Origin of the sequence: Caballeronia sp. LZ028 (genome assembly GCF_031451415.1) — a bacterium.
In the GTDB taxonomy this organism is placed as follows: domain Bacteria; phylum Pseudomonadota; class Gammaproteobacteria; order Burkholderiales; family Burkholderiaceae; genus Caballeronia; species Caballeronia zhejiangensis.
This window is the reverse complement of the sequence record NZ_JARUXN010000001.1, coordinates 2,662,973-2,685,262: the sequence shown is the minus strand read 5'-3', so window position 1 is coordinate 2,685,262 and position 22,290 is coordinate 2,662,973. Positions and strand designations below refer to the sequence as shown.

General features: G+C 64.2%; 20 protein-coding genes. 10 read left to right on the top strand and 10 right to left on the bottom strand.

The window, feature by feature from the left end; genetic code table 11:
- Window positions 1-16: 16 nt before the first annotated feature.
- The 3 genes from sodB to QCE58_RS12695 all read left to right on the top strand — a co-directional run bounded on the left by sodB (window position 17) and on the right by QCE58_RS12695 (window position 2,178).
- Window positions 17-598, top strand: a complete 582-nt coding sequence (gene sodB, locus QCE58_RS12705; protein WP_008342714.1) for a superoxide dismutase [Fe] — start codon at window positions 17-19, stop codon at window positions 596-598.
- 217 nt (window positions 599-815) lie between these two features.
- Window positions 816-1,946, top strand: coding sequence for an acyltransferase (locus QCE58_RS12700; RefSeq protein WP_250521372.1), 1,131 nt, complete (start codon window positions 816-818; stop codon window positions 1,944-1,946).
- A 79-nt stretch (window positions 1,947-2,025) separates the two neighbouring features.
- Window positions 2,026-2,178: a hypothetical protein gene (locus tag QCE58_RS12695; RefSeq protein ID WP_033537310.1), complete on the top strand. Its 153-nt coding sequence runs from the start codon at window positions 2,026-2,028 to the stop codon at window positions 2,176-2,178.
- A 1-nt stretch (window position 2,179) separates the two neighbouring features.
- Here QCE58_RS12695 and QCE58_RS12690 read toward each other — a convergent pair whose 3' ends face one another.
- From QCE58_RS12690 to QCE58_RS12680, 3 genes are all read right to left on the bottom strand, one after another.
- On the bottom strand, window positions 2,180-3,451 hold the full coding sequence (locus QCE58_RS12690) for an EAL domain-containing protein (RefSeq protein WP_008342708.1): 1,272 nt from the start codon (window positions 3,449-3,451) through the stop codon (window positions 2,180-2,182).
- A 227-nt stretch (window positions 3,452-3,678) separates the two neighbouring features.
- A complete protein-coding gene (gene mdtD, locus QCE58_RS12685) occupies window positions 3,679-5,112 on the bottom strand; it encodes a multidrug transporter subunit MdtD (protein ID WP_241814291.1) in 1,434 nt (477 codons plus the stop codon).
- A gap of 8 nt (window positions 5,113-5,120) precedes the next feature.
- Window positions 5,121-5,867 (bottom strand): GntR family transcriptional regulator, encoded by a 747-nt coding sequence (locus QCE58_RS12680; protein WP_008342704.1) that lies wholly within the window; start codon window positions 5,865-5,867, stop codon window positions 5,121-5,123.
- 168 nt (window positions 5,868-6,035) lie between these two features.
- Between QCE58_RS12680 and QCE58_RS12675 the strand changes: the two genes are divergently transcribed.
- Both QCE58_RS12675 and QCE58_RS12670 read left to right on the top strand, forming a co-directional pair.
- On the top strand, window positions 6,036-6,335 hold the full coding sequence (locus QCE58_RS12675; protein ID WP_239295092.1) for a type II toxin-antitoxin system RelE/ParE family toxin: 300 nt from the start codon (window positions 6,036-6,038) through the stop codon (window positions 6,333-6,335).
- Window positions 6,336-6,338: 3 nt separating this feature from the next.
- Window positions 6,339-6,644 (top strand): addiction module antidote protein, encoded by a 306-nt coding sequence (locus QCE58_RS12670; RefSeq protein ID WP_239295091.1) that lies wholly within the window; start codon window positions 6,339-6,341, stop codon window positions 6,642-6,644.
- A gap of 345 nt (window positions 6,645-6,989) precedes the next feature.
- On the opposite strand, the gene QCE58_RS12665 is transcribed toward QCE58_RS12670, so the two are convergent.
- The gene (locus QCE58_RS12665; protein WP_175980449.1) at window positions 6,990-8,204 is read right to left on the bottom strand and encodes an MFS transporter; all 1,215 of its coding nucleotides are present in this window, start codon (window positions 8,202-8,204) and stop codon (window positions 6,990-6,992) included.
- 335 nt (window positions 8,205-8,539) lie between these two features.
- On the opposite strand from QCE58_RS12665, the gene xdhA reads away from it, so the two are divergent.
- The 3 genes from xdhA to xdhC are packed head-to-tail and all read left to right on the top strand — an operon-like array spanning window position 8,540 to window position 12,948.
- Complete coding sequence (gene xdhA, locus QCE58_RS12660) at window positions 8,540-10,063, top strand: xanthine dehydrogenase small subunit (RefSeq protein ID WP_250457458.1); 1,524 nt, start codon at window positions 8,540-8,542, stop codon at window positions 10,061-10,063.
- 18 nt (window positions 10,064-10,081) lie between these two features.
- Window positions 10,082-12,445 carry a xanthine dehydrogenase molybdopterin binding subunit gene (gene xdhB / locus QCE58_RS12655; protein WP_034471603.1) on the top strand — a complete coding sequence of 788 codons (2,364 nt, stop codon included), beginning with the start codon at window positions 10,082-10,084 and terminating at the stop codon, window positions 12,443-12,445.
- Window positions 12,442-12,948, top strand: a complete 507-nt coding sequence (gene xdhC, locus QCE58_RS12650; RefSeq protein ID WP_034471606.1) for a xanthine dehydrogenase accessory protein XdhC — start codon at window positions 12,442-12,444, stop codon at window positions 12,946-12,948. Before xdhB ends, xdhC begins: the two co-directional genes overlap by 4 nt.
- Window positions 12,949-12,962: 14 nt before the next feature.
- Here the strand turns inward: xdhC and QCE58_RS12645 are convergent, their stop codons facing one another.
- The 4 genes from QCE58_RS12645 to QCE58_RS12630 all read right to left on the bottom strand — a co-directional run bounded on the left by QCE58_RS12645 (window position 12,963) and on the right by QCE58_RS12630 (window position 17,337).
- Window positions 12,963-13,883, bottom strand: a complete 921-nt coding sequence (locus QCE58_RS12645; protein ID WP_250480654.1) for an AraC family transcriptional regulator — start codon at window positions 13,881-13,883, stop codon at window positions 12,963-12,965.
- Between the two features lie 58 nt (window positions 13,884-13,941).
- Window positions 13,942-14,928: a LysR family transcriptional regulator gene (locus QCE58_RS12640; RefSeq protein WP_250435098.1), complete on the bottom strand. Its 987-nt coding sequence runs from the start codon at window positions 14,926-14,928 to the stop codon at window positions 13,942-13,944.
- A gap of 133 nt (window positions 14,929-15,061) precedes the next feature.
- Window positions 15,062-15,721, bottom strand: coding sequence for a 2-hydroxychromene-2-carboxylate isomerase (locus tag QCE58_RS12635; protein WP_008342696.1), 660 nt, complete (start codon window positions 15,719-15,721; stop codon window positions 15,062-15,064).
- Between the two features lie 140 nt (window positions 15,722-15,861).
- Window positions 15,862-17,337, bottom strand: coding sequence for a TAXI family TRAP transporter solute-binding subunit (locus tag QCE58_RS12630; RefSeq protein WP_175980446.1), 1,476 nt, complete (start codon window positions 17,335-17,337; stop codon window positions 15,862-15,864).
- A gap of 627 nt (window positions 17,338-17,964) precedes the next feature.
- On the opposite strand from QCE58_RS12630, the gene QCE58_RS12625 reads away from it, so the two are divergent.
- Together QCE58_RS12625 and QCE58_RS12620 are read left to right on the top strand one after the other, a co-directional pair.
- On the top strand, window positions 17,965-18,336 hold the full coding sequence (locus QCE58_RS12625; protein ID WP_061162774.1) for a BON domain-containing protein: 372 nt from the start codon (window positions 17,965-17,967) through the stop codon (window positions 18,334-18,336).
- 226 nt (window positions 18,337-18,562) lie between these two features.
- Window positions 18,563-20,710 carry a D-(-)-3-hydroxybutyrate oligomer hydrolase gene (locus QCE58_RS12620; protein WP_250521371.1) on the top strand — a complete coding sequence of 716 codons (2,148 nt, stop codon included), beginning with the start codon at window positions 18,563-18,565 and terminating at the stop codon, window positions 20,708-20,710.
- A gap of 4 nt (window positions 20,711-20,714) precedes the next feature.
- On the opposite strand, the gene QCE58_RS12615 is transcribed toward QCE58_RS12620, so the two are convergent.
- Both QCE58_RS12615 and QCE58_RS12610 read right to left on the bottom strand, forming a co-directional pair.
- Window positions 20,715-21,473, bottom strand: a complete 759-nt coding sequence (locus QCE58_RS12615) for a DUF2242 domain-containing protein (protein ID WP_250521370.1) — start codon at window positions 21,471-21,473, stop codon at window positions 20,715-20,717.
- Window positions 21,474-21,645: 172 nt separating this feature from the next.
- Window positions 21,646-21,996 carry a DUF4148 domain-containing protein gene (locus QCE58_RS12610; RefSeq protein WP_034471613.1) on the bottom strand — a complete coding sequence of 117 codons (351 nt, stop codon included), beginning with the start codon at window positions 21,994-21,996 and terminating at the stop codon, window positions 21,646-21,648.
- Window positions 21,997-22,290: the final 294 nt, after the last annotated feature.

The window sequence follows — 22,290 nt, the reverse complement described above, 5'->3', positions numbered from 1 at the left end:
AAAGGAAGCTCGCATCATGGAACATACGCTCCCGCCGCTGCCGTTCGACAAGAACGCGCTCGCTCCGCACATGTCGGAAGAAACGCTCGAGTATCACTATGGCAAGCACCACCAGACCTATGTGACGAACCTGAACAAGCTGATTCCCGGCACCGAGTTCGAAAACCTGCCGCTGGAAGAAATCGTCAAGAAGTCGTCGGGCGGCGTGTTCAACAACTCGGCGCAAGTATGGAATCACACGTTCTTCTGGAACAGCCTGTCGCCGAACGGCGGCGGCGCTCCGACCGGCGCGCTGGCTGACGCGATCAACGCAAAGTACGGTTCCTACGACAAGTTCAAGGAAGAATTCGCCAAGGTCGCGACCGGCACGTTCGGCTCGGGCTGGACGTGGCTCGTGAAGAAGACCGACGGCACCGTCGATATCGTGTCGACGAGCAACGCCGCCACGCCGCTCACGACGGACGCGAAGGCGCTCCTGACCATCGACGTGTGGGAGCATGCGTATTACATCGACTATCGCAATGCGCGTCCGAAGTTCATCGAGGCTTACTGGAATATCGTGAACTGGGATTTCGCGTCAAAGAATTTCGGTGCGTAAGTAAGCGCGCGTGAAACTGGATTGCCGCATTCCGAAATGAATTCCGAATGCCGCAATCAAAATGAAAGCCCTCGCGAGAGGGCTTTTTTCGTTGAAGCGTCCGGCGTGAGCTATTTTTGGGGAACGTCGAAGTCTCACTTGGTCTAACGGGATTCTGGTCGCCCAATCGGCTTCCGATTTCCATGTTGGCTTTGCCAACACAGACGCGAGCTGAATAATGACGACACGCTATCATCAACTGGATTCGCTGCGCGGCATTGCCGCTTTGACAGTCGTATTCAGTCACTATTCACAGATCACGCTCACGCATTGGCTGCAGCACGTTCCATGGCGCGCAATCGCCGAAGGGCATTCCGCCGTGATCCTGTTCTTTGCGCTGAGCGGTTTCGCCTTGGCCATGCAGATTACCGGCGACAGCAGACCGGGCTTCGCCGAGTTCATCGTGAAGCGCGTGTGCCGCATTTACATCCCCTATCTGATCGCGGTTCTGGCCGCTTATACCGCGTATTGCTTGCTCTACCGCTCGAATCTCTCCTGGACCGGCGAATGGGTCAATCAGGCATGGCACGCGGGCATCGATCGGCATGATTTGCTGGATCACCTCTACTTTGTGATTCCGTTCAGCAACAGCACGCTCGATCCGGTGCTCTGGTCGCTCGTCTACGAGATGCGTATCTCGCTGATCTTCCCGCTTCTCGTCGTCGTGGTATTTGCCACGCCCGTCTGGTTTTCCGTAGCACTAAGCATGTGTTTCTCTCTCGCTGCATTCGGCTATTACCATCATTTGCAGCGGACCCTCCTGGACGCGAGCATTCAGGGCGAATGGATGCCGACCATCCATTACATGTCGATGTTCGTCCTCGGCGCCCTGATTGCGCGATATCGCGAAGCCATTTCGTCGAAACTCGGCGCCTATTCCGCACGAACGCTTTTCGGCGCATTGCTGATTTGTCTCGCCCTTTACGTCCTCGTCGGTTCGATCACTCGCCATTCGATATCCAACGACGTGCTGCGCAGTTTCGCCGACGACTGGATCATTCTTCCAGCCGTGACCGGCATTCTCGTTCTGGCGATTGCGCTCAGGCCGTTCGCCGCGTTTCTGACCGCGCGGCCATTGATTTTCCTCGGCGAGATTTCATTCAGCCTGTATCTGCTGCATTGCATCGTGTTGCTGGGCGTGCTGCATTATTTTGGCGAAACCTATCAAGGCATGTCGCTGATCATTGCCGCCGTGCTGATTCTTCCCGTCAGCATCGCGGGATATTACGCGGTCGAAAAGCCGTCGATTCGACTGGGACGATATCTGACGCGCGGAAAGCAGCGGAGCAGAGTGACGCAGCGTGCGTGACGATAAGCCGTCGCTGCGCGCATCGGAGCGCGAGCCTAAAATATCGGCTCGCCGCAACGATCGAAATCGCATCGCCATCATGAAACGCTTCGCAGGCTTGTGCCTCGCGGCCTGGTCGGCCGCCGCATTGCTCTATTTCGGCCGCCATTCTGCCGCGCTCATCGTGCTCTCCGGCGTGCTGGTGCTTGCCGGCTTCGATCTGCTCCGTCCGGAATCCGAAAACAGCGCGTAGCCTACCGCTGCTTCGCGCCTTCCCAGTTGATATCGACGCACAGCACCTGTAAGCCATAAGGCGTCTGCGCGGCGATCGACGCCGTCACGCAAAGGTGCGCCTCGTTGATCGACAGATACGGCGCCGTCAGATGCATGCGCCCCGGCGCGCGCAGCGCCTCGATGAAGTACGGCCGGCGCTCCCAGCTTGCGCCCTCCGAATGCAGCAGCGGACTGAAGCGCTTCGCGCGCTGCGATGTACGCACGATCGGCACGACGTTGTCGCCGATCTGCCGCCCGGCCTGATCGAGCAGGAAGCAGCGCGCGGTGTCGGCGAGTTGTAGCAGTTCGCTCGTCGCGGCCGTGAGCGTCTCGCCTTCCATCAGCTTGACCGACGCGCGCTCCAGCCCGCTTACATACGGCTCGAGGCGCGCGACTTGCGCCCGTTCGCGGCCAGCGACGCGTTCGCGCGATGCCGCCGACAACGCATCCATCACGCCAGCGGCGACTTCGCTGTGCACCGCCTCGACGCTCGGCTGCGCGAAGTACGCGCCCTGCACGAAATCGACATTGCACTCCAGCGCGATGAGCGCGTCGCGTTCGGTCGCGAGGCCGCCCATCAAGACGAGCTGGCCGGACTCATGGAGCAGCGAGACGAGGCGCGGCAGCACACGCTCGATATGCGAATGCTCGGTCGCCTGCTGAAGGATGCAGCGGTCGAGCGTCACGATATCCGGCCGCAGATGCCACACGCGATCGATGTTCGAATGCTTCACGCCGAAGCCGTCGAGCGCGATCAGAAAGCCCGACTTGCGCAGCGAATCGATGATTTCAGCGAAACGCGTCGTCTCGCCGCCCGCCTGCTCGGGCACTTCGAGCACGACGCGCTGCGGCGACAGACCGATGTCCTTCAGCGACGCGAGCAGCGCATCGCCGTAGCTCGTGTCCATCAGCGCGGCGGGGTGCAGGCTCAGGAAGAGCCATTCGTCGTGGCTGTCGAACGCATTGAAGTTGCCCAGATGCAGCGATTCCGCGAGCCGGCCGAGTTCGAGCAGATCGCCGCGCCGCGCGGCCTGCGTGAAGACCTCGTGCGACGGCACGTGACGATGTGAGTCATCGCGCGCGCGCAAGGACGCGTGATAGCCGATCGCGCGCCGGTGCGACACCGAAAACACGGGCTGGAACACGCTGAAAACGGTGTACTCGCCGTACAACACGGTGCGACGCGATCCATCGTCGCCGGCGACGGGGCGCGGCGGCTGGAAGCGGGGAGGGTCGAGATCAACCATGCTCATGGTGTCGGGGCGCAGGGCAAGTAACTTTATCGAGATAGTTTACCGGATCGGCACCCGACCGTTCGAGCAAAAAGCGTGCAAATTCAATATCCAAGCGGCGCTCGCCGGGTATCGCGCGCTTCGTTGCGCCTATTCGTGTGCGGATTGAAGCTCGCATGCCGCAGACGCGGGAGCGCGCGCCGTCCAAACGTGCGTGCGGGCACCGGCGCGGTGCGTCGTCCGGGTTCTCAGTTCGATTCGGACGGGTCGGGCTTTCTCGCGGCCGCGCGCACTTCCGGCGCGAGCTGTCCGAAGATCCACGCCGTCGCGGCCGTGATGATGCCGACGCACAGGAACGTCGCGTGGAAGGCGGGCAGCGAGTTCGTCTCCGTGACCTGCGGCAGCAGTCCTGTAAACGTCGACAGGATCGCGCCCGCGACGGTCACGCCGAGGCTCATCGACAGCATTTGCACGAGCGAGAACAGGCTGTTGCCGCTGCTCGCGCCGCCGGTGCCGAGGTCCTTCAGCGTGAGCGTGTTCATCGCGGTGAACTGCATCGAATTGAAGGCGCCGAAGATCGCGAGCTGCACGAGCCGCAGCCAGAGCGGCTGATGCGCGCTCACGAGCGCGAAGCTCGCCATCATCAGCCCGACGAGCACCGTGTTCACGACCAGCACGCGCCGATAACCGTGCTTTTCGATGAGCCGCGTGACGACGCGCTTGGACGCCATGCCCGCGGCCGCGACGGGCAGCATCATCATGCCGGCCTGAAACGGCGTGTAGCCGAGGCTCACTTGCAGCAGGAGCGGGATCAGATAAGGCATGGCGCCGCTGCCGATACGCGCGAAGAGATTGCCCAGCAAGCCGACGCTGAAGGTGTGGATCTTGAAGAGATCGAGGGAAAAGATCGGCTGGGCGGCGCGCGTCGCGTGCAGACCGTAAGCGACGAAGCAGCCGAACGAGAGCACGAGCAGCACGATCACGATCGCGTGCGCGAGGCCGAGATCGGCGAGTCCGTCGAGCGAAATCGTGAGCGCGACCATGCCGATCGCGAGCAGCAGGTAGCCCGCCAGATCGAAGCGCGCGGTCGCCGGATTGCGGCTGTCGGGCATGTACAGGTTCGTCGCGATGCAGCCGATCACGCCGACCGGCACGTTGATCAGAAAAATCCAGTGCCACGACGCGATCTGCACGAGCCAGCCGCCGAGCGTCGGGCCGATGAGCGGGCCGATCAGCCCCGGAATCGCGACGAACGCGAGCGCGGAAAGATAGCGCTCCGCCGGGAACACGCGCAGCACGGCGAGGCGTCCGACCGGCAGGAGCATCGCGCCGCCGACGCCCTGCACGACGCGATACGCGACGAGCGCCGTCAGCGATTGCGCGTTCGCGCAGAGCAGCGAGCCGATCGTGAACACGAGGATCGCGCTGAAGAACACGCGCTTCGTGCCGAGCTTGTCGGCGAGCCAGCCGGAGACGGGGATCATCATCGCCATCGTCAGCGAGTAGGCGATCACGACGCCCTGCATGCGCAGCGGCGCCTCGCCCAGACTTCGCGCCATCGCGGGGAGCGCGGTGTTGACGATCGTCGAGTCGAGCGTCTGCATGAAGAAGCCCGTGGCGACGAGCCACAGCATGATGGAGAGCGATCGGTCGGACGTCTGGGCTGTGGGCGTGTCGGTCATTGGGCGGGTTACTTTCGCAGCTCGGCGACGAAGTCGTAGTAGTCGTTGCGGCAGTAGGTATCGGTGAGCTCGATGGCGCGCTGATCGGCCGTGTAGCCGACGCGCGTGATGAGCAGCAGCGCGTCGTGTGGTGCGATGCCCATCTGCTCGGCAATCTCCGGGCTCGCGTTCACGGCGCGGAAATGCTGAAGCGCGCGCACGATCGAAAGCCCGCGGGCATCGAGATAGCTGTAGAGCGAATCGCCGATGGTCTGCGGATCGGGAATGCACGACGCCGGAAAGGTGGAATTCTCGACGGCCATGACGATGTCATCGGCGAGACGCAGGCGTTTCAGGCGCGTGACGGTCGCGGCGGGCGAGAGGCCGAGCTGGATGACTTCCTCGCGATTGGCCGGCTCGATGCTGCGCGAGAGCCATTTGGAACTCGGTTTGAAGCCGCGGCGCCGGAGCATTTCGGAGAAGCTCGACAGACGCGAGAGCGGGTCTTCGTAGCGCGGCGTGATGAAGCTGCCCGCGCCTTGTTCGCGGCGGATGAGCCCTTGTTCGACGAGCAGCGCGATCGCTTTTCGCGAGGTGATCCGCGAGACGCCGAGCGCCTCCGACAGCACGCGCTCGGAGGGCAGCGCTTCGCCTGCGTTCCAGCGATTGTCGTGGATAGCGTTGGCGAGCTTGCGGGCGAGTTGAAGGTAGAGCGGAGTGTCGCTGTCCGGGTCCGGGCGCAAATCGCGCCAGCGGTCTTCCGAGGTCGGGTTCATAAAGCGGACGCTAATGGGCCAAGCGGGGATTTTAAGACAAACGCTGAAGACGAAGGGGCGTTCTGTTTCTTATCTTGGTGAGACTCGCAAGGCCGGAAGGCGCGCCTGCTTCAATTTAGTCGTGTGAACTGTGGTTTACACGCTGTGAACCATGGACTACGATCAACGATGTTGAACATCCGCACGACCGAGGTTTTCGACGACTGGTTCGCCTCGCTGAAGGACCGGATTGCGAAGCGCCGCATTCAGGTCCGAATCGACCGGCTCGCGTTGGGAAATCCCGGCGATACGAATTCTGCCGGGCATCCCATTATCGAGTTGCGTATCGATCACGGGCCGGGGTATCGCGTGTATTACGTGCAGCGCGGCGATGTCCTCGTGATTCTTCTGTGTGGCGGCGATAAGTCGACGCAGGAACGAGACATCAAATCGGCTCACGCGATGCTTCGACATCTGAACATGGAGTGAATGATGACGTCAGCCAGAATCAAGACGCGGCCGTGGGATTCGGCCGAACATCTGCAAACGGAAGACGATATCGCTGAATACTTCGATGCGTGTCTGCAGGAAGGCGGCGACGATCCGGCGTTTATCGCGCATGCGTTGGGCGTGATCGCACGCGCGCGGGGTATGGCGCAAGTGGCGCGCGATAGCGGCATCAGCCGGGAAGGACTCTATAAAGCGTTATCGGAGGATGGCAACCCGAGCTTCGGCACGATCCTGAAAGTGGTCAAGGCGCTGGGGCTGCAATTACACGGATCGAAAGCCGGCACGTAAAGGGCGACGCCGTAGCCGGCGCAGCGGGCCGGAGCCAACTCGTGCTGATCCGGTGGCTCGGCGCGATGAGACAGACCGTGCGCGATTCAAGCCCGGTTGGTCCTTTGAGGGCGACACTTAGGCGAGTGCCGCCTGGGACGAGAGTACTACCCAACGTGCGTGTGACCGCGGGCCTGAGAAGCTACTTTCTTTGCACAGGACCAGAGTAAGCGCTAAAGCGCTAGCTCTGGTCGACGGCAAAGAAATCAGGTGCGCCCCGCACAGGGGCAGTGCCGATCGACCGACCCGAAAACGGGACCCGGTAAAACGCGCCCGACGCAACGCGACGCTACGAAAGCACTGAGCTCAAGCCGTAGCCGCCCCACCCACCCCACGCCCACCGCGCATATAAAGCGCCACCGACAACGCCACCGCCGCCGCCGCCGCCAGCGCGGCAAACAGAAACACCGACCCGTACCCCAACTCACCCGCGACATACCCAGCGAGCGGCCCGGTCAACCCGAGCGACAGATCGAGAAACACCGAATACGCCGACAAAGCCGCGCCCCGGCTGGCCGGCGGCACGAGCCCGACCGCCTCGACGCCGAGCGCCGGAAACACGAGCGCGAATCCGAAGCCGGTCAGCGCCGCGCCCGCGAGCGCGAAAGTCGGCTCGGCGGCGAGCCACAGCATCAGCAGACCCGCGCATTCGAACGCAAACGACACGATCGCCACGCGAAACCCGCCATACGCCTTGATCGTGTTGGCGAACAGAAGCCGCGCGCCGATGAACATCGTGCCGAACACCGTAAGCGAAAGCGCCGCATTCGGCCAGTTGTGCGCGGCATAGTAAAGCGTGATGAACGTCGCGATGGAGCCGAATCCCGCCGATCCGAGCGCGAGTCCCAGTCCGTGCGGCAACACGCGGAAGAACACGCTCCGATACGACATGCGCTCGCCGTGCACGATCGGCACGCTCGCCATGCGCGTCGCGAGCCAGTAGCCGAAGCCGCCGAGCGCGATCACGATCAGCCCGAGCGACGCGAATCCCAGCGAATGATCGATCGCGACGCCGAGCGGCGCGCCGATCGCGAGCGCGCCGTAAGTGGCGATGCCGTTCCACGAAATCACCTTCGCGTTGTTGTTCACGCCGACGCGCCCGATGCCCCATGTGATCGATCCCGTCCCGACCCAGCTCTCGCCGAAGCCGAGCACGAGCCGCGCGATCACCAGCAGCACGAGACTCACCGCGTGCCACTGCGCGGCGAGCGCCGAGGCGAGCAGCAGCACGCCGCTTGCCGCGCACGCCGCGAGACCGTAGAGCACGGTTTTCTTGGGGCCGAGCGTATCGGCGGTGCGGCCCGCCAGCGGCCGCGACAGCAGCGTCGCGAAGTACTGGACGCTGATCGCCGCGCCCGCCATCACCGAGCCGTAGCCGAGATCCGTGTGCACGAAGCCCGGCAGCACCGCGAGCGGAATGCCGATCGTCAGGTAGCAAAGGAACGTGTACAGCACGACGGGCAGAATCCGCAGCGTGACGGCGAAGTCGCTTTGCGGCTTGATGCGGGACTCGGTGGACATAGGGAAATTGCGGGGTTGAATTCGGCGCGAAGGCGTGATTGTCCCATATGTTGCGGCGCAACGTCGCAGTCGTTTTGTAACCAGCTAGGACAAATCGCCTGTCCGAGTCATCGGGCGCCGCCGACGCAGGCCTTGCTGGATAAGGCTCGCAGCACATATCGGACGAAGAATATGTCGTTCATGCAATGCCGCCTATGGGTTATCGATTTTGGCGGTGATAGCTTTTGAACCATCGAAGCGACAGGACTAATCTGAAAAGGTCCGAAATCGCGAATGCCACCGGCTGCGCATCCCGCGCAACCAGCGAAAAAGCATCGAAGAGCCCCGAGACATCCATGACTGAGCCGATCCGCTTCTATCACCGCAACGCGATCCAGGAAGTGAGCGGCGCGTCGACGACGCGCACCGTCCTGCAATATCTGCGCGAAGACGCGCGCTGCACCGGCACCAAGGAAGGCTGCGCGGAAGGCGACTGCGGCGCGTGCACGGTCGTCATCGGCGAGCCGGACGGCGCGGGCGGCGTCGCGTTCAAGGCCGTCAACGCGTGCGTGCAGTTTCTGCCGACGCTCGACGGCCGCGCGCTCTTCACCGTCGAAGACCTGCGCCAGCCGGACGGCACGCTGCATCCGGTGCAGCAGGCGCTCGTCGATTGTCACGGCTCGCAATGCGGCTTCTGCACGCCCGGCTTCGCGATGTCGATGTTCGCGCTCTACGAAAAGCACGGTCATGCGACGACCGGCTGCCCGGGAACGTGCGAGAAGACGAAGCCCTCGCGCCAGGAGATCAGCGATGCGCTGACGGGCAATCTGTGCCGCTGCACGGGTTATCGGCCGATCATCGACGCTGCCGAGCAGATGTTCGACCGCGCGCCGCTCGCGCCCGTCAACGTGCCGGCGCTCGCGCGCACGCTCGAAAGCCTGAAGCGCGACGACACGTTCCACTACGAGCACGCCGGCCGCCAGTTCGACGCGCCGCGCACGACCGAAGCGCTCGCCGCGATCAAGGACAAAAACCCGAACGTGCGGATTCTCGCGGGCAGCACGGACGTCGGTTTGTGGGTGACGAAGCAGTTGCGCGATCTGGGCGATATCGTCTATGTCGGGCAGATCGACTCGTTCAAGCGCGTCGAGACGACGGACGAATGGATCGAGATCGGCGCGGGCGTGTCGGTCGAGCGCGCGTACGACGAACTCGTGAAGCTCTATCCCGAACTCGAAGAGACGCGTCTGCGTTTCGCGTCGCTGCCCATCCGCAACGCCGGCACGCTCGGCGGCAACGTCGCGAACGGCTCGCCGATCGGCGATTCGATGCCCGGCCTCATCGCGCTGAATGCGCGCGTCGTCCTGCAAAGCGTCGATGGTCTGCGCGAGATGCCGCTCGAGGATCTGTACATCGCGTATCAGAAGAAGGACATGCGCGAGAACGAGTTCGTCGCCGCGATCCGCGTGCCGACGCGCACGGGCAAGCGCGCGAACCTTAAGTTCCGCGCGTACAAGCTGTCGAAGCGTTTCGACTCCGATATTTCCGCCGTCTACGCCGCGTTCAGTTTCATCGCCGATGGCGACACGATCCGCGAGCCGCGCCTCGCCTACGGCGGCATGGCCGCGACGCCGAAGCGCGCGGAACACGCCGAAGCCATTCTCAACGATGCGCTTTGGCACGAAGCCACCGCGCAGGCCGCGATGATCGCGCTTTCCAAGGATTACCAGCCGCTCACCGACATGCGCGCGAGCAGCGACTATCGCCTCGACACCGCAAAGAGCCTCTTGTATCGCTTCTGGCTGGAGACGCGCCCGCACGATCCGCTGGACAAATCGAAGCTCGATGTGCGCGCAATCGAACTCGTCGAAGCGAAGTAAGCGAAGGAGCAAAAGAACATGAATCAGCAAGCAGAAGCATTCATCGCCGACGCTCAGTCGCTCGCGAACGAAATCGACGCTTTCAAGCAGGTCCACGTATCGCGTCCGCATGAGTCGGCGCATCTGCACGTGAGCGGGCGCGCGAGCTATACCGACGACATTCCGCTCGTCGCGGGCACGCTGCACGCCGCGCTCGGCACGAGCCCGAAGGCGCACGCGAAGATCGTGTCGATGAACTTCGACGCCGTGCGCGCGACGCCGGGCGTGGTCGCCGTTTTCACCGCCGAGGACATTCCCGGCGTGAACGATTGCGGCCCGATCATCCACGACGATCCGGTGCTGGCTCAGGGCATCGTGCAGTTCGTCGGCCAGCCGATGTTCATCGTCGTCGCGACGTCGCACGATACCGCGCGCTTGGCGGCGCGTCGCGCGACCATCGAATTCGAAGACCTCGTGCCGATTCTCACGCCCGAAGACGCGCGCAAAGCGGAATCGTATGTGCTCAATCCGCTGAAGCTCGCGCGCGGCGACGCCGAAAGCCGCATGTCGAAAGCCGCGCATCACGAGCGCGGCGCGATGAAGCTCGGCGGCCAGGAACAGTTCTATCTCGAAGGCCAGATCGCCTATGCCGTGCCGAAGGAGGACGACGGCATGCACGTCTACTGCTCAACGCAGCATCCGACGGAAATGCAGCATCTCGTCGCGCACGTGCTGAATGTGCATTCGCATAACGTGCTGGTCGAATGCCGTCGCATGGGCGGCGGATTCGGCGGCAAGGAATCGCAGTCGGGCATTTTCGCGTGCTGCGCGGCGCTCGCCGCATGGAAGTTGCTGTGCCCGGTCAAGCTGCGTCCGGACCGCGACGACGACATGATGATCACCGGCAAGCGTCACGACTTCGTGTACGACTTCGAAGTCGGCTACGACGATGACGGCAAGATCGAAGGCGTGTCCGTCGACATGACGTCGCGCTGCGGTTTCTCCGCGGATTTGTCGGGCCCGGTGATGACGCGCGCCGTCTGCCATTTCGACAACGCGTACTGGCTCTCGGACGTGAAGATCGCAGGCTATTGCGGCAAGACCAACACGCAGTCGAACACCGCGTTTCGCGGCTTCGGCGGGCCGCAGGGCGCGTTCGCGATCGAATACATTCTGGATAACGTCGCGCGTGCGGTCGGAAAGGATTCGCTCGACGTGCGCCGCGCGAATCTCTACGGCAAGACGGAAAACAACAAGACGCCTTACGGCCAGACGGTCGAGGACAACGTCATCCACGAACTGATCGCCGAACTCGAAGAGACGAGCGAGTATCGCAAGCGCCGCGCGGCCATCGACGAATTCAACGCGAACAACGCAATCCTGAAGAAGGGCCTCGCGCTGACGCCGGTGAAGTTCGGCATCGCGTTCAACGTGACGCACTTCAACCAGGCGGGTGCGCTGGTTCACATCTACACCGACGGCTCGATGCTCGTGAATCACGGCGGCACCGAAATGGGCCAGGGCCTGAACACGAAGGTCGCGCAAGTGGTTGCGCACGAACTCGGCGTGAACTTCGAGCGCGTGCGCGTGACGGCGACGGATACGAGCAAGGTCGCGAATACATCGGCGACGGCGGCATCGACCGGCACCGATCTCAACGGCAAGGCCGCGCAGGACGCCGCGCGCCAGTTGCGCGAGCGGCTCGCGAAGTTCGCGGCGGAGAAGTTCGGCGGCGGCACCGTCACGCCGGCGCAAGTGCGCTTCGCGAACGACCGCGTGATCGTCGGCGACGATGCCATTCCGTTCGGCGAAGTCGTCCAGAAGGCATATCTCGCGCGCGTGCAGTTGTGGTCCGACGGCTTCTACGCGACGCCCAAGCTCCACTGGGATGCAGCGACGATGCAAGGCCGTCCGTTCTACTACTACTCGTATGGCGCGGCAGTGTCGGAAGTGGTGATCGACACGCTCACCGGCGAAATGCGCGTGCTGCGCGCGGATGCGTTGCATGACGTGGGCGCGTCGCTGAATCCGGCGCTCGACAAGGGCCAGGTGGAAGGCGCGTTCGTACAGGGCATGGGCTGGCTGACGACGGAAGAGCTTTGGTGGGACGACAACGGCAAGCTGATGACGCACGCGCCGTCGACCTACAAGATTCCGACGACCAACGACATGCCCGCCGATTTCCGCGTCGATCTCTTCAAGAATCGCAACGTGGAGGACAGCATCCATCGTTCGAAGGCCGTCGGCGAACCGCCGTTGCTGCTGCCGTTCTCGGTGTTCTTCGCGATCCGCGATGCCGTTTCCGCTGTCGGCGATCACAAGATCAATCCGCCGCTCAACGCGCCCGCGACGGCCGAAGAAATCCTGAAGGCGGTGAATGCGGTGAGGAGCGCGCGCTCATGATGCACGTCGTCCTGTTCGGCGCGGGCCACGTCGGCCACGCGCTCGTGAAGGTGCTCGGCACGTTGCCGTGCGTCGTGCAATGGGTCGATGCGCGCGACGAACTTTTCCCCGACGAAGTGCCGGCGAACGTGCAGATCGAAGCGACCGATCTGCCCGACGCGATCGTCGACGAAGCGCCGCCGGGCGCGTACTTCATCGTGATGACGCACGATCATTCGCTCGACTTTTCGCTGACGCAACGCATCATGCGGCGCGACGACTTCGCTTACTTCGGGCTGATCGGCTCGAAGACGAAGCGCGTCAAGTTCGAGCGGCGATTGATGGAGCGTGGTGTGGCGGCGGACCGGCTGCCGGAGATCACGTGTCCGATCGGCGTGGAAGGGATCGTCGACAAGGCGCCGTGGTCGATCGGGCTCGCCGTTGCCGCGCAACTGCTGCGCGTGCGGGAGATGACGGCGAGGTTCGGAACGCCGGCGGTGAACGCAGCGCATCTTTCCGCCTGAGCCACAATGACGCTTCAAGCGATGCCGTTGGTCTGTCTGAAGCGTCCCGGCGCGACGCCATAAAGCTCCTTGAACCGCTTCGAAAACGCCGCTTCCGACTGATACCCCACATCGGCCGCGACATCCGCGATGCTCTTTTTCGTATGCGTGAGCATCGTGCTGGCGAGCTGCATCCGCACGTGACTCAGCAACGCGAGCGGCGAGCTGTCCGAATGCGCCGAGAACGCGCGCATGAACGTGGCGCGCGACATCGCCGCTTCCTTGGCGAGCATCTCCAGCGTCCACGGTTCGGCGGGGCGCTCGAGCATCGCGATGATCGATGCGCCCAGCCGCCGGTTCGCCAGCAAGCCGAGCACGCCCGCCAATGACGGCTGTCCGTCGAGCCACGCGCGCAGCACCATCGTGAAGAGCGCGGTCGATAGCGCCGTGACGATCGACGGCGCGCCCAGTTGCGCATCTTCCGCTTCGCGGCGCATCGTCTGGACGAGCGGCGCGAGATAGGAAGCCGACGCGTTCGAGAACGATACGTGCACGACATCTGGCAGGACGTCGATCAGAAGCGCGCGCGGCGCGTAGAGAAAGCGCCCGCACAGCAAGTCCACGCCCGGCGGCTGCCCGCCGCAATTGCTTCTTACCGTGACCGCGCCGTTGTCGCGCGCTTCCATCTCGACTTTGGACGAGCCGCCTTCGCGCGCCTTGATGCTCAGCACATGCGCGTCTCCGCGCGGCAGAAAGAAGATGTCGCCCGCCGTCAGTTCGAGCGGCGCGTGACCTTTGCGCACGACGGTGCACGCGCCGTCGAGCACGACGTGATACACCGCTTCGCCGGCGGGCGCGGGCGCGTGATCCAGTTCCAGCGGGCCGCGCAGCAGGCAGCGCAGATCGAGCGCGCCGGCAAGGCTCGCAAGCTGAATCAGTTTGTCGAGAGCATCCATGTGAGCGGGCGGGCAGAAGGTGTCGTTCGGATAGTACCGAAGTCCCGCCGCGCGTGCGTTACTTCGCCGCTTCGCCCAGTTCGGCGGTTTCATCGCCCGATGCCGCCGCCGCGACTTGCTTCCGGCCCGTGAGCGAGTCGGAAACGGTCGACATCAGCGTGCGCAGCCAGGCGATGTCCGTCGGCTGATCGGGCTGCGGCACCGAAAGCTGGTAGCACTTGATGCGCGGAAACGGCACCGGCGAATCGAGCACGGCGAGCGGCAGCATCGCCGCATAGTGCTGCGCGAAGCGGCGCGGCGCGGTGAAGATGAGGTCCGACTGCAACAGCACCTGCGGCACGAGGCCGAAGTACGGAATCGTCGTGACGATGCGCCTTTCGATGCCCGCGCGCGCGAGCCCGATGTCGATCGGATGACGCCGGCCGCCGCTATACGGCGTCGGCGCGAGGTGCGCGGCGAGCGCGTAGCGTTCCGCCGTCAGCGGTTCGCGCGCGAGCGGATGATTCGCACGCATCAGGCAGACGAATACGTCGCTGAAAAGATCCTGGCGTTCGAAGCGCGGCTCGGGCTTCGTCCAGTTCGCGACCATCAGATCGATTTCGCCTTCGTCGAGCATGCGCTCGTGATCGCGCATCGGATTCAGCGACTCGATCTCCAGACGCGCATTGGGCGCGGCGTCGCGAAAAGCGGCGACGAGCGTCGGCATGAAGAAATCGTTCAGATAATCAGGCGCGGCCACGCGGAACGTGCGGCGCGAGCTTCGCGGGTCGAAATCCCCGTGCGGCGTCGCGACGAATTCCACTTCGCGCAATGCGCGTTGCGCGGGCGCGAGCAGCGATTCGCCGTATTCGGTCGGCACCATGCCCTGTTTGCCGCGCACGAGAATCGGGTCGTTCAGGATCTCGCGCAGACGGCGCAGCGCGGTGCTGATCGCCGGTTGCGTCTGGTTCAGCCGCTGCGCGGTCTGCGTCACGCTGCGCTCCAGCAGCAAGGTGCGCAGCACGCGGATGAGCCAGATGTCGAGTGAGTCGGCGGGATCGTTCATGGCAAGCAAGTGAATTCAGGACGCGCGGGCGCGAACTCGCGAGCCCTAAAGCCGAAGTAAACCGCTTATCCAATTTTGACGCCATAGCAGGCGCGCTATGCACGGCATAGGCGCGTGCGCCATCCGGCCGCCGTCAGCTGAAATCGGCGTCTTTCGGCGCGATCGGCAGCGCGCTGATGCGCTTCACTTCCGCGCCGTCGAGCCAGTTCGGCGAGCGCGCGACGTAGAGCACCATCGGCAGCGTGTCTTCGCCCCAGAAGATCTGGTCGTTGACGAGGAAAGTCGGCACGCCGAACACGCCCATCGCTACGGCGCGGTCGTTGTTGTCGCGCAGCTTCGCCTTGACGTCCTCATCCTCGATGCGCGTCACGGCCTCCGGCATGCCGACGTGCTCGCACAACGCCTTGAAGCCTTCCGGCGTCGCGGGATCGCGCCCTTCGCGCCAGATGTAGCGGAAGATTTCGCGCACGCGGGCGATGTCGCCGTCGGCGAGCACGGCAAGACGCAGCGCCTTGCTCGTATCGAACGGATGGGCGGGCGGCATCTTGAACGGAATGCCGAGCTGCTCCGCGCGAAACAGCGCGTGCCGGTAGGTGAAGACGCGCTTGGACGGAATCGTCGCGGCGTGCGGCTGGCCCCAGCGGTCGAGCAGCTTCATCAACTGGACGGGCACGAGCTCGAACGGCATGTCGGGCCACTTCTCATGCTGCTCCAGCAGCAAGTACGAAAACGGCGATATGAAGTCGAAGAAAAAGTACGGATGACCGGTGCTGGTCGAATGCGGGGCACTCATGTTCCCTTCTCCCTGAGATTCCGTGGCTTTGCTCGCGCGGCGGCGCGCTCTGAGCCGCATCTGTTCGTTTTTTGTCGTGTCCTGCATGACGGATGCAGCGCGCGGCGTCGCATCCTTTTTTAACGTTTCTCCAACAGATATTACGTGCTGCCTTGCTCCGTGTCTGCTTGGCGAACGACACCGGCCGCATGCTGTTGCGCCATGTCGCGCGCGCGGGTTTGGTCGGCCGGGGCGACCGGCGCGTGCGCGAGACGCTCCCGCACGAAACCGATGTGCTCGCGCAGCACGTAGAACTGATCGGCGAACGCGAGCGGCATTTTCATGCGATTGACGGCCGTTTCGATCGCGTCGATGCGGTCGAGCAGGGCGTCGCGCTGCGCGGTGTCGGGGCCGCTGATCGCTTCCCGCTCTATCGCAATCAGCGCGCCATACCAGCGGTAGATGCGCGATTTCACGCGCCATCGATACAGTCCCGGCACAAGCCGCAAGCCCGGAATCAGCACGACGATCAGCGGCACCAGCACGACCAGCACGCGATCCGCGAGACTCGCGACCCAGAACGGCAGCGAACGGTACAGAAAGCTCTTGCCGGATTTGTAATAGCGCTCGGCGTTGTCGCTGATGCGGAATTCGTGCACGAGCGGCGCGGGGAATTCGTTCGCCCGCTGCAGCAGATTCGCGCGCCCGTGCACCTCGCGCGCGGCTTCGATCAGCAGATCGGAGAGCGCCGGATGCAGGCTGTCGCGCGCGACCAGTTCGGCGGTCGGCGCGATCATGTGGACCGCGCGCGGCGGCAGGTTGCGGGCGAAATCGAAGGCGCCCATCGGCAAGTCGATTTCTGTCAGATACGGAAAGCGGCGCGCGTAGGCGTCGGCCTGGGCGAAATCCATGAAGCGGATGCCGGACGTGCGCAGGAGCTTCGCCATCGTCGGCGGCTGCGCGGAGTCGCCGGTCAGAAAGGCTGCGTCGATCTGGCCGTCTTCGAGCGCTTTCGCGGCTTCGTCGCCGGCGAGCGGCAGCAGTTCCGTGTCGCCGCCCGGCTCGATGCCGTTCGCCTTCAGCAGATTCAGCGCGAGCACGCGCGTGCCGCTGCCCTCCGCGCCGATCGCGAGCCGCTTGCCCTTCAGCTCCGACAATCGGCTGACGACCGTCGCGCCGCGATAGAACACCGCGAGCGGCACGTAGGACACGCTGCCGAGCGATTCCAGATTGTCGTGCGTCGCGCCCGGCTTGGTCAGGCCGCCCTGCACGAAGCCGACGTCGACGTTCGATTTCGGGTCTTCGAGGCGCGTCAGGTTATCGAGCGAGCCTTGCGTCTCGAGGATGTTCAGCGTCACGCGGTTGCGCGCGAGGATCGTCTTGTATTTCTGCGCGCTCGTCCAGAACGAGCTGCCTTTCGGGCCGGCGGCGATGGTCAGCGTGCTCGGCGGCGCGGGCTGGATCAGCCGCACGGCGGCATAGAGCGCGGCCGCGCACACGAGCAGGATCGGGCCGAAGGTGAGCGCGAGATCGCGCCATGAGATCGCGACGAAGCGCGCGCCGATTCTCGGCAGGGGCTTGCGTTTGGGCGGGACGTCCGGATCGTGGCCCGGATTGTTTCCTGAAGGGTGGGTCATCTCGTCGGTAATCTTGAAACTTCGTGCGTGCGAGCTTACCCGATCGCGATGCGCCCACGTCTGCCCGAACGTGTTCGGCGAGGCGCGCGAGCGGCGCGTCCGGACGGCCGGCATGGCGTCGATGGTACATGAGATCGCGCGTCGCCCGGATGACCGCGGGCCCGGCGCGCCGTGTGACAGGCGTGTGTAGAAAGCGCGCGCGCTGTTGCTTGCGAACGGCGTCGCATATGGCCGCATTGTTAAATGCTTTGCGCTAATGGCCGCGCTGGGCTAAATTGACGTTCGCCGCCGCACGACAAGGCTCCTCGCGCGCCGCAGCCCGGAATGTGGGTTCGCGGACCGCCAAGCAGGCGCCATGCGGCAGGTCATATTCGAGCCGGCGGGCGTCATCGCCCGAAAAAACCGGCCGTGATTTGTTTCGATCGCCAGTCTCTCGCAGCACCGTGAGCCGCATCCGCCGGCTTGCCGCCGCTATTCCCGCGTCAGTTTCAGGCGCCGGGCGCGCGCGGTCACGGTCAGCCGCTCGATGTCGTTGCCCAGCCGCTGGGAATGCGGCCCGCTTTTGAAGTGCAAAACGAGCGAAGTAGCAACTGTGCGAAGTCAACAAGCGAAACAAAAGGAGAAATCATGAAAGCAGTCGATCTGTTGAAGGCGCTGGGCGTGGTGGTGTGCGTGGCCGTGGCATCGAGCGCCTATGCGCAATCGAGCGACGCGGCGGCCACGAGCACCGACTCGGCAGCGGCGGCCAAGGCTCAGAAATCCGCGACCAAGAAAACCGACCGCAAGCTCGGCTACGACGTGCGCCGCGCGCTGTCGAAGGCACAGGGCTTCGACGTGTCGAACGTGTTCGTGCGCGCGCGCAGCGGCGCGGTCACGCTGACCGGCACGGTGCCGGAAGGCGGCCAGATCGCTCAGGCCGAAGAAGTCGCGAAGGGCGTGCCGGGCGTGAAGTCGGTCTCCAACAAGATTACGCTCGGCGTTCAAGGCGGCGGGCAATAACACGCATCACAGGCAGTGGGCGGCATCTCGCGATGCCGCAAGCTTCGCTCGTCTGGCGGGCGTTTGAACGGGCTCCGGCGTCGCCGCCGGGGCCCGTTGTCGTTTGGAGCTTTTGCAGCCGGCGCGCGTGAAATCGGCTGTGACTGGCGTTCGATCGGCGCGATACTCGCATTGTCGATCGCTTGAAAATCGCATCACTCAATCGGAACCGATGGCGGAGATTCAAATGAAAAGACTCGCGCGTTTCCCGAGGTTGCAGGCTTTGCAGGATGTGCCGCGAACGGCCGCGCTCGGCGCGCTGGCGTTGCTGGCGGCGGCGACACTGGCCGCATGCCACGGCGGCGATGACGACAACGGCGGCGGCGGCCAGCCGGCCAACAGCTTGCCGAGCTTCATCTCGGGCTCGGTCAACACCCAGACTTACGACGGCGTCTCCGACGATTTGCTCACGGCCGGTCTCGGCAAGACGGGGCTCGCGTCGGCGACCGCGCCGACGTTCGCGAAGCCCGCCGCGCCGACGGCAGCCGAATTGCGCCGTCTCGCGATCTATTCGAACTACCGCGCGCTCGTCGACATGTCGGCGAACGGCGGCTACGGCCGCTTCTGGGGGCCGAATGTCGATCTGAACGGCAACGACTCGCTCGGCGAAGGCAAGATCGCGGGCAAGGAGTACATCGCCTACGCGGACGATGGCAGCGGCAGGCAGAACGTGAGCCTGCTCGTGCAGATCCCGACGAGCTTCAATCCAGACCAGCCGTGCATCGTCACGGCGACGTCATCGGGATCGCGCGGCGTCTACGGTGCGATTTCGGCGGCGGGCGAGTGGGGCCTCAAGCGCGGCTGCGCGGTCGCCTACACGGACAAGGGCAGCGGCAACGGCGCGCAGGAAATTTCGACGACGCTCGTGACGCTCATCGACGGCACGCTCGCCAGTGCGGACATCGCCGGAACCAAGGCGATTTTTAAGGCGAACGTGAGCGCGTCGGCGCTGTCGTCGTTCAATTCGGCGTTCCCGAATCGCTACGCGTACAAGCACGCGCATTCGCAGCAAAACCCGGAGCAGGACTGGGGCAAGAACACGCTGCAGGCGATCCAGTTCGCGTACTGGGCGCTCAACGACATGTTCGGGCCGGTCAGCGGATCGACGCATCAGGTGCGCTACAGCAAGGGCAGCATCACGACGATCGCGGCATCGGTGAGCAACGGCGGCGGCGCATCGCTGGCGGCGGCGGAACAGGACACCGATGGCTGGATCACGGCGGTCGTCGTCGGCGAGCCGCAGATCAATCTGAATTTGCCGTCGCAGGTTTCGGTGCGGCAGGGCGGCGTGCCGGTCGGCTCGTTCGGCAGGCCGCTCGCGGATTACATGACGCTCGCGAACCTGCTGCAGCCGTGCGCGGCGCTCGCGCCCGCTGCGGCAGGCGCGCCGTATCTGACGACGCTTCTGCCCGCCACGACCAACGCGATCCGCACGGCGCGCTGTGCGACGCTTGCCGCCAACGGCTTCGTCTCGGGCGGCACGACGACGGAGCAGGCGACCGATGCGCTGAACCGTCTGCATCAGGCAGGCTACGAGAGCGATTCCGACACGCTGCACGCGCCGATGTGGGATTCGCAGGCGGTCCCGGCCGTCGCTGTGACTTACGCCGATGCGTACATGAAAGCGAGCGTGCTCGACAATCTCTGCGAGTTCAGCTTCGGCACGACCAGCGCGGCGACGGGCGCGGCCGGCGTCACGCCGCTCGTCTCGCCGATGCCGACGATCTTCGGCAACGGCAACGGCGTGCCGCCGACCAACGGCATCAACCTGGTCTACAACGCGGGAACGACGGGCGCGGCGGATCATCGGCTGGCGACGCCCGATGCCAGCTACGCGGGCGCCTCCTGCCTGCGCGCGTTATGGACGAACGGCAACGCGACGATGGCGGGCAGCGTCAATGCGATCCGCGTGAACGCGAATCTTCGCGGCAAGCCCGCGATCATCGTGCAGGGCCGGGCGGATGCGCTCGTGCCGATCAATCATGCGTCGCGGCCGTATCTGGGTGCGAATCGCGTGGCGGAGGGAAGCAAGAGCCAGCTTTCGCTGTATGAGATCACGAACGGTCAGCACTTCGACGCGTTCCTGAGCGTGGCAGGCTTCGACACGCGCTTCATTCCGGTCCACTACTACGACATTCAGGCGCTCAACCTGATGTGGAACCACCTGAAGAACAACGCGCCGCTGCCGCCGTCGCAGGTGGTGCGGACGGTCGCGCGCGGCGGCAAGGCGGGTTCGGCGCCCGCCCTCACGACGTCGAATCTGCCGCCCATCGCGACCGATCCCGGCGCGAACGCGATCTCGGTGGCGGGCGGCATCGTCAACGTGCCGAACTGACGGTTCAGTGCGTCACGGTGGCCGCGGGCACTGCGGCCGCCGACGCCGCCGGGACGTCCGATGCGCCAGCCGCAGCCGCATCGGCATTCGGCCTCTGGATCGCGGTCGCGGCGGCGGGCGCCTGCACGACGATCGGCGTCGGCGTCAGCTCGGGCGAGCTCACGATGATCGACGGCGCGAGCGGCTTGCTTTTCACTTCGTCGCCGGCGACGGGCGCGCTGCGCGGCACCGTGTTCAGATAGTGGCCCATCAGACCGAAGAAGCGGTCATAGAACTTGCCGGCGGGCACGGTCTCGCTGGAAATCTTGACCATCGCGTCGCTGTTCGAGCGGATCGGCAGCGACAGCGAGCCGAGCACGCTCAAGCCCACGCTCGCGGACGTGTCGCTTTTCTTGAGCGCATAGCCGTCCTGCACGGCGTTCACGTACGCGATGCTTTGGTTCGTCGCGTTTTCGCCGGGCGTGCAAACGACGTGGAACGAGACGACGACGTGCGTTTCGGCGCTCGGCTGGAAATTCTTGGTCGCGTCGACGGTGTCGGGCTGGCCCATCGTCGTGAGGAAACCTTGCGACAGCAGCGCACGCCGCGCGGCCTCGCAGGTTTCGTTGACGGTGGCGTCGAAATTGTGCGCGAACGGGCTCACGCCGGTGCTGAACAGCTCCTGCTGATAGCTCGGCGTGGTGGCGGCGCGGCCGCCGCACCCGACAAGGGCGGTCAGCGCGAGCGACACGAACACGAGACGCGACGATGCGAGAGATGACATGAGCGGCTTAAGACGGAGAGCGAGAGGAACGAAGGGAGGCAGGTGAAGATTGTAGTGCCAGCGGTATCACCGACGAAAAAGCATAGGTCTCAGTTCCTTCAGCAAGCGAAAAGCCCGGCATGCGAGGCCGGGCTTCGTCGGATGCGGCGTCGCGCGCCGCTTTGCGTTTCGCTTACGGGCGATTGAAGTCGACCGGATTGGCATCGGCGGCGGGACGGACGATACGGCTCAAAAAGCCGACGCGCGCCGGTTTCCCCGATGCCGACGCGCCATCGCTCACGCCGCCAAACGACGCGTTCGATGCGCTTTGTTGCGCGGCCACGCGCGCTTCGGCAGCCTGAATCTCGGCGGGATACGTGGCTTGATCGGCCATCGGCTTGTAGCCGGCGCGTTCGAGCTGAACGAGCTCGGCGCGCACTTGCGCACGGGTGGCAGGGCCGTCTTCGCGCGCTTGCGCGAAAGCCGGCGCGGCGAGTACGGCTGCAATGGCGATGGCGGGAACGATTGATTTGAACTTGAACATGATGACCTCCGGATGCTGTTTTAAGGAACGTCGCGGCGGAGTGTGTGTCTTTCCGTTGCTTCGTCGTTGAGATGCAGTCTAGGCTCCGGACGACCTAGGAAAAACCCTAATCCGACGAAATCACTTTTGTCGAATCGGCATTAATTCTGTCAATCGGTTTTTGGTTTCCATTGATCCGGTTTTCCGCTTATGGACGCAGTGCCGTTTTTCAAGAGTCAAGCTGCTTAAGCGTTTTCCCGGCCTTTGCGTCCTTGAAATTGTCAAAGTCGCTCCATATAATTGGCACTCACTGCA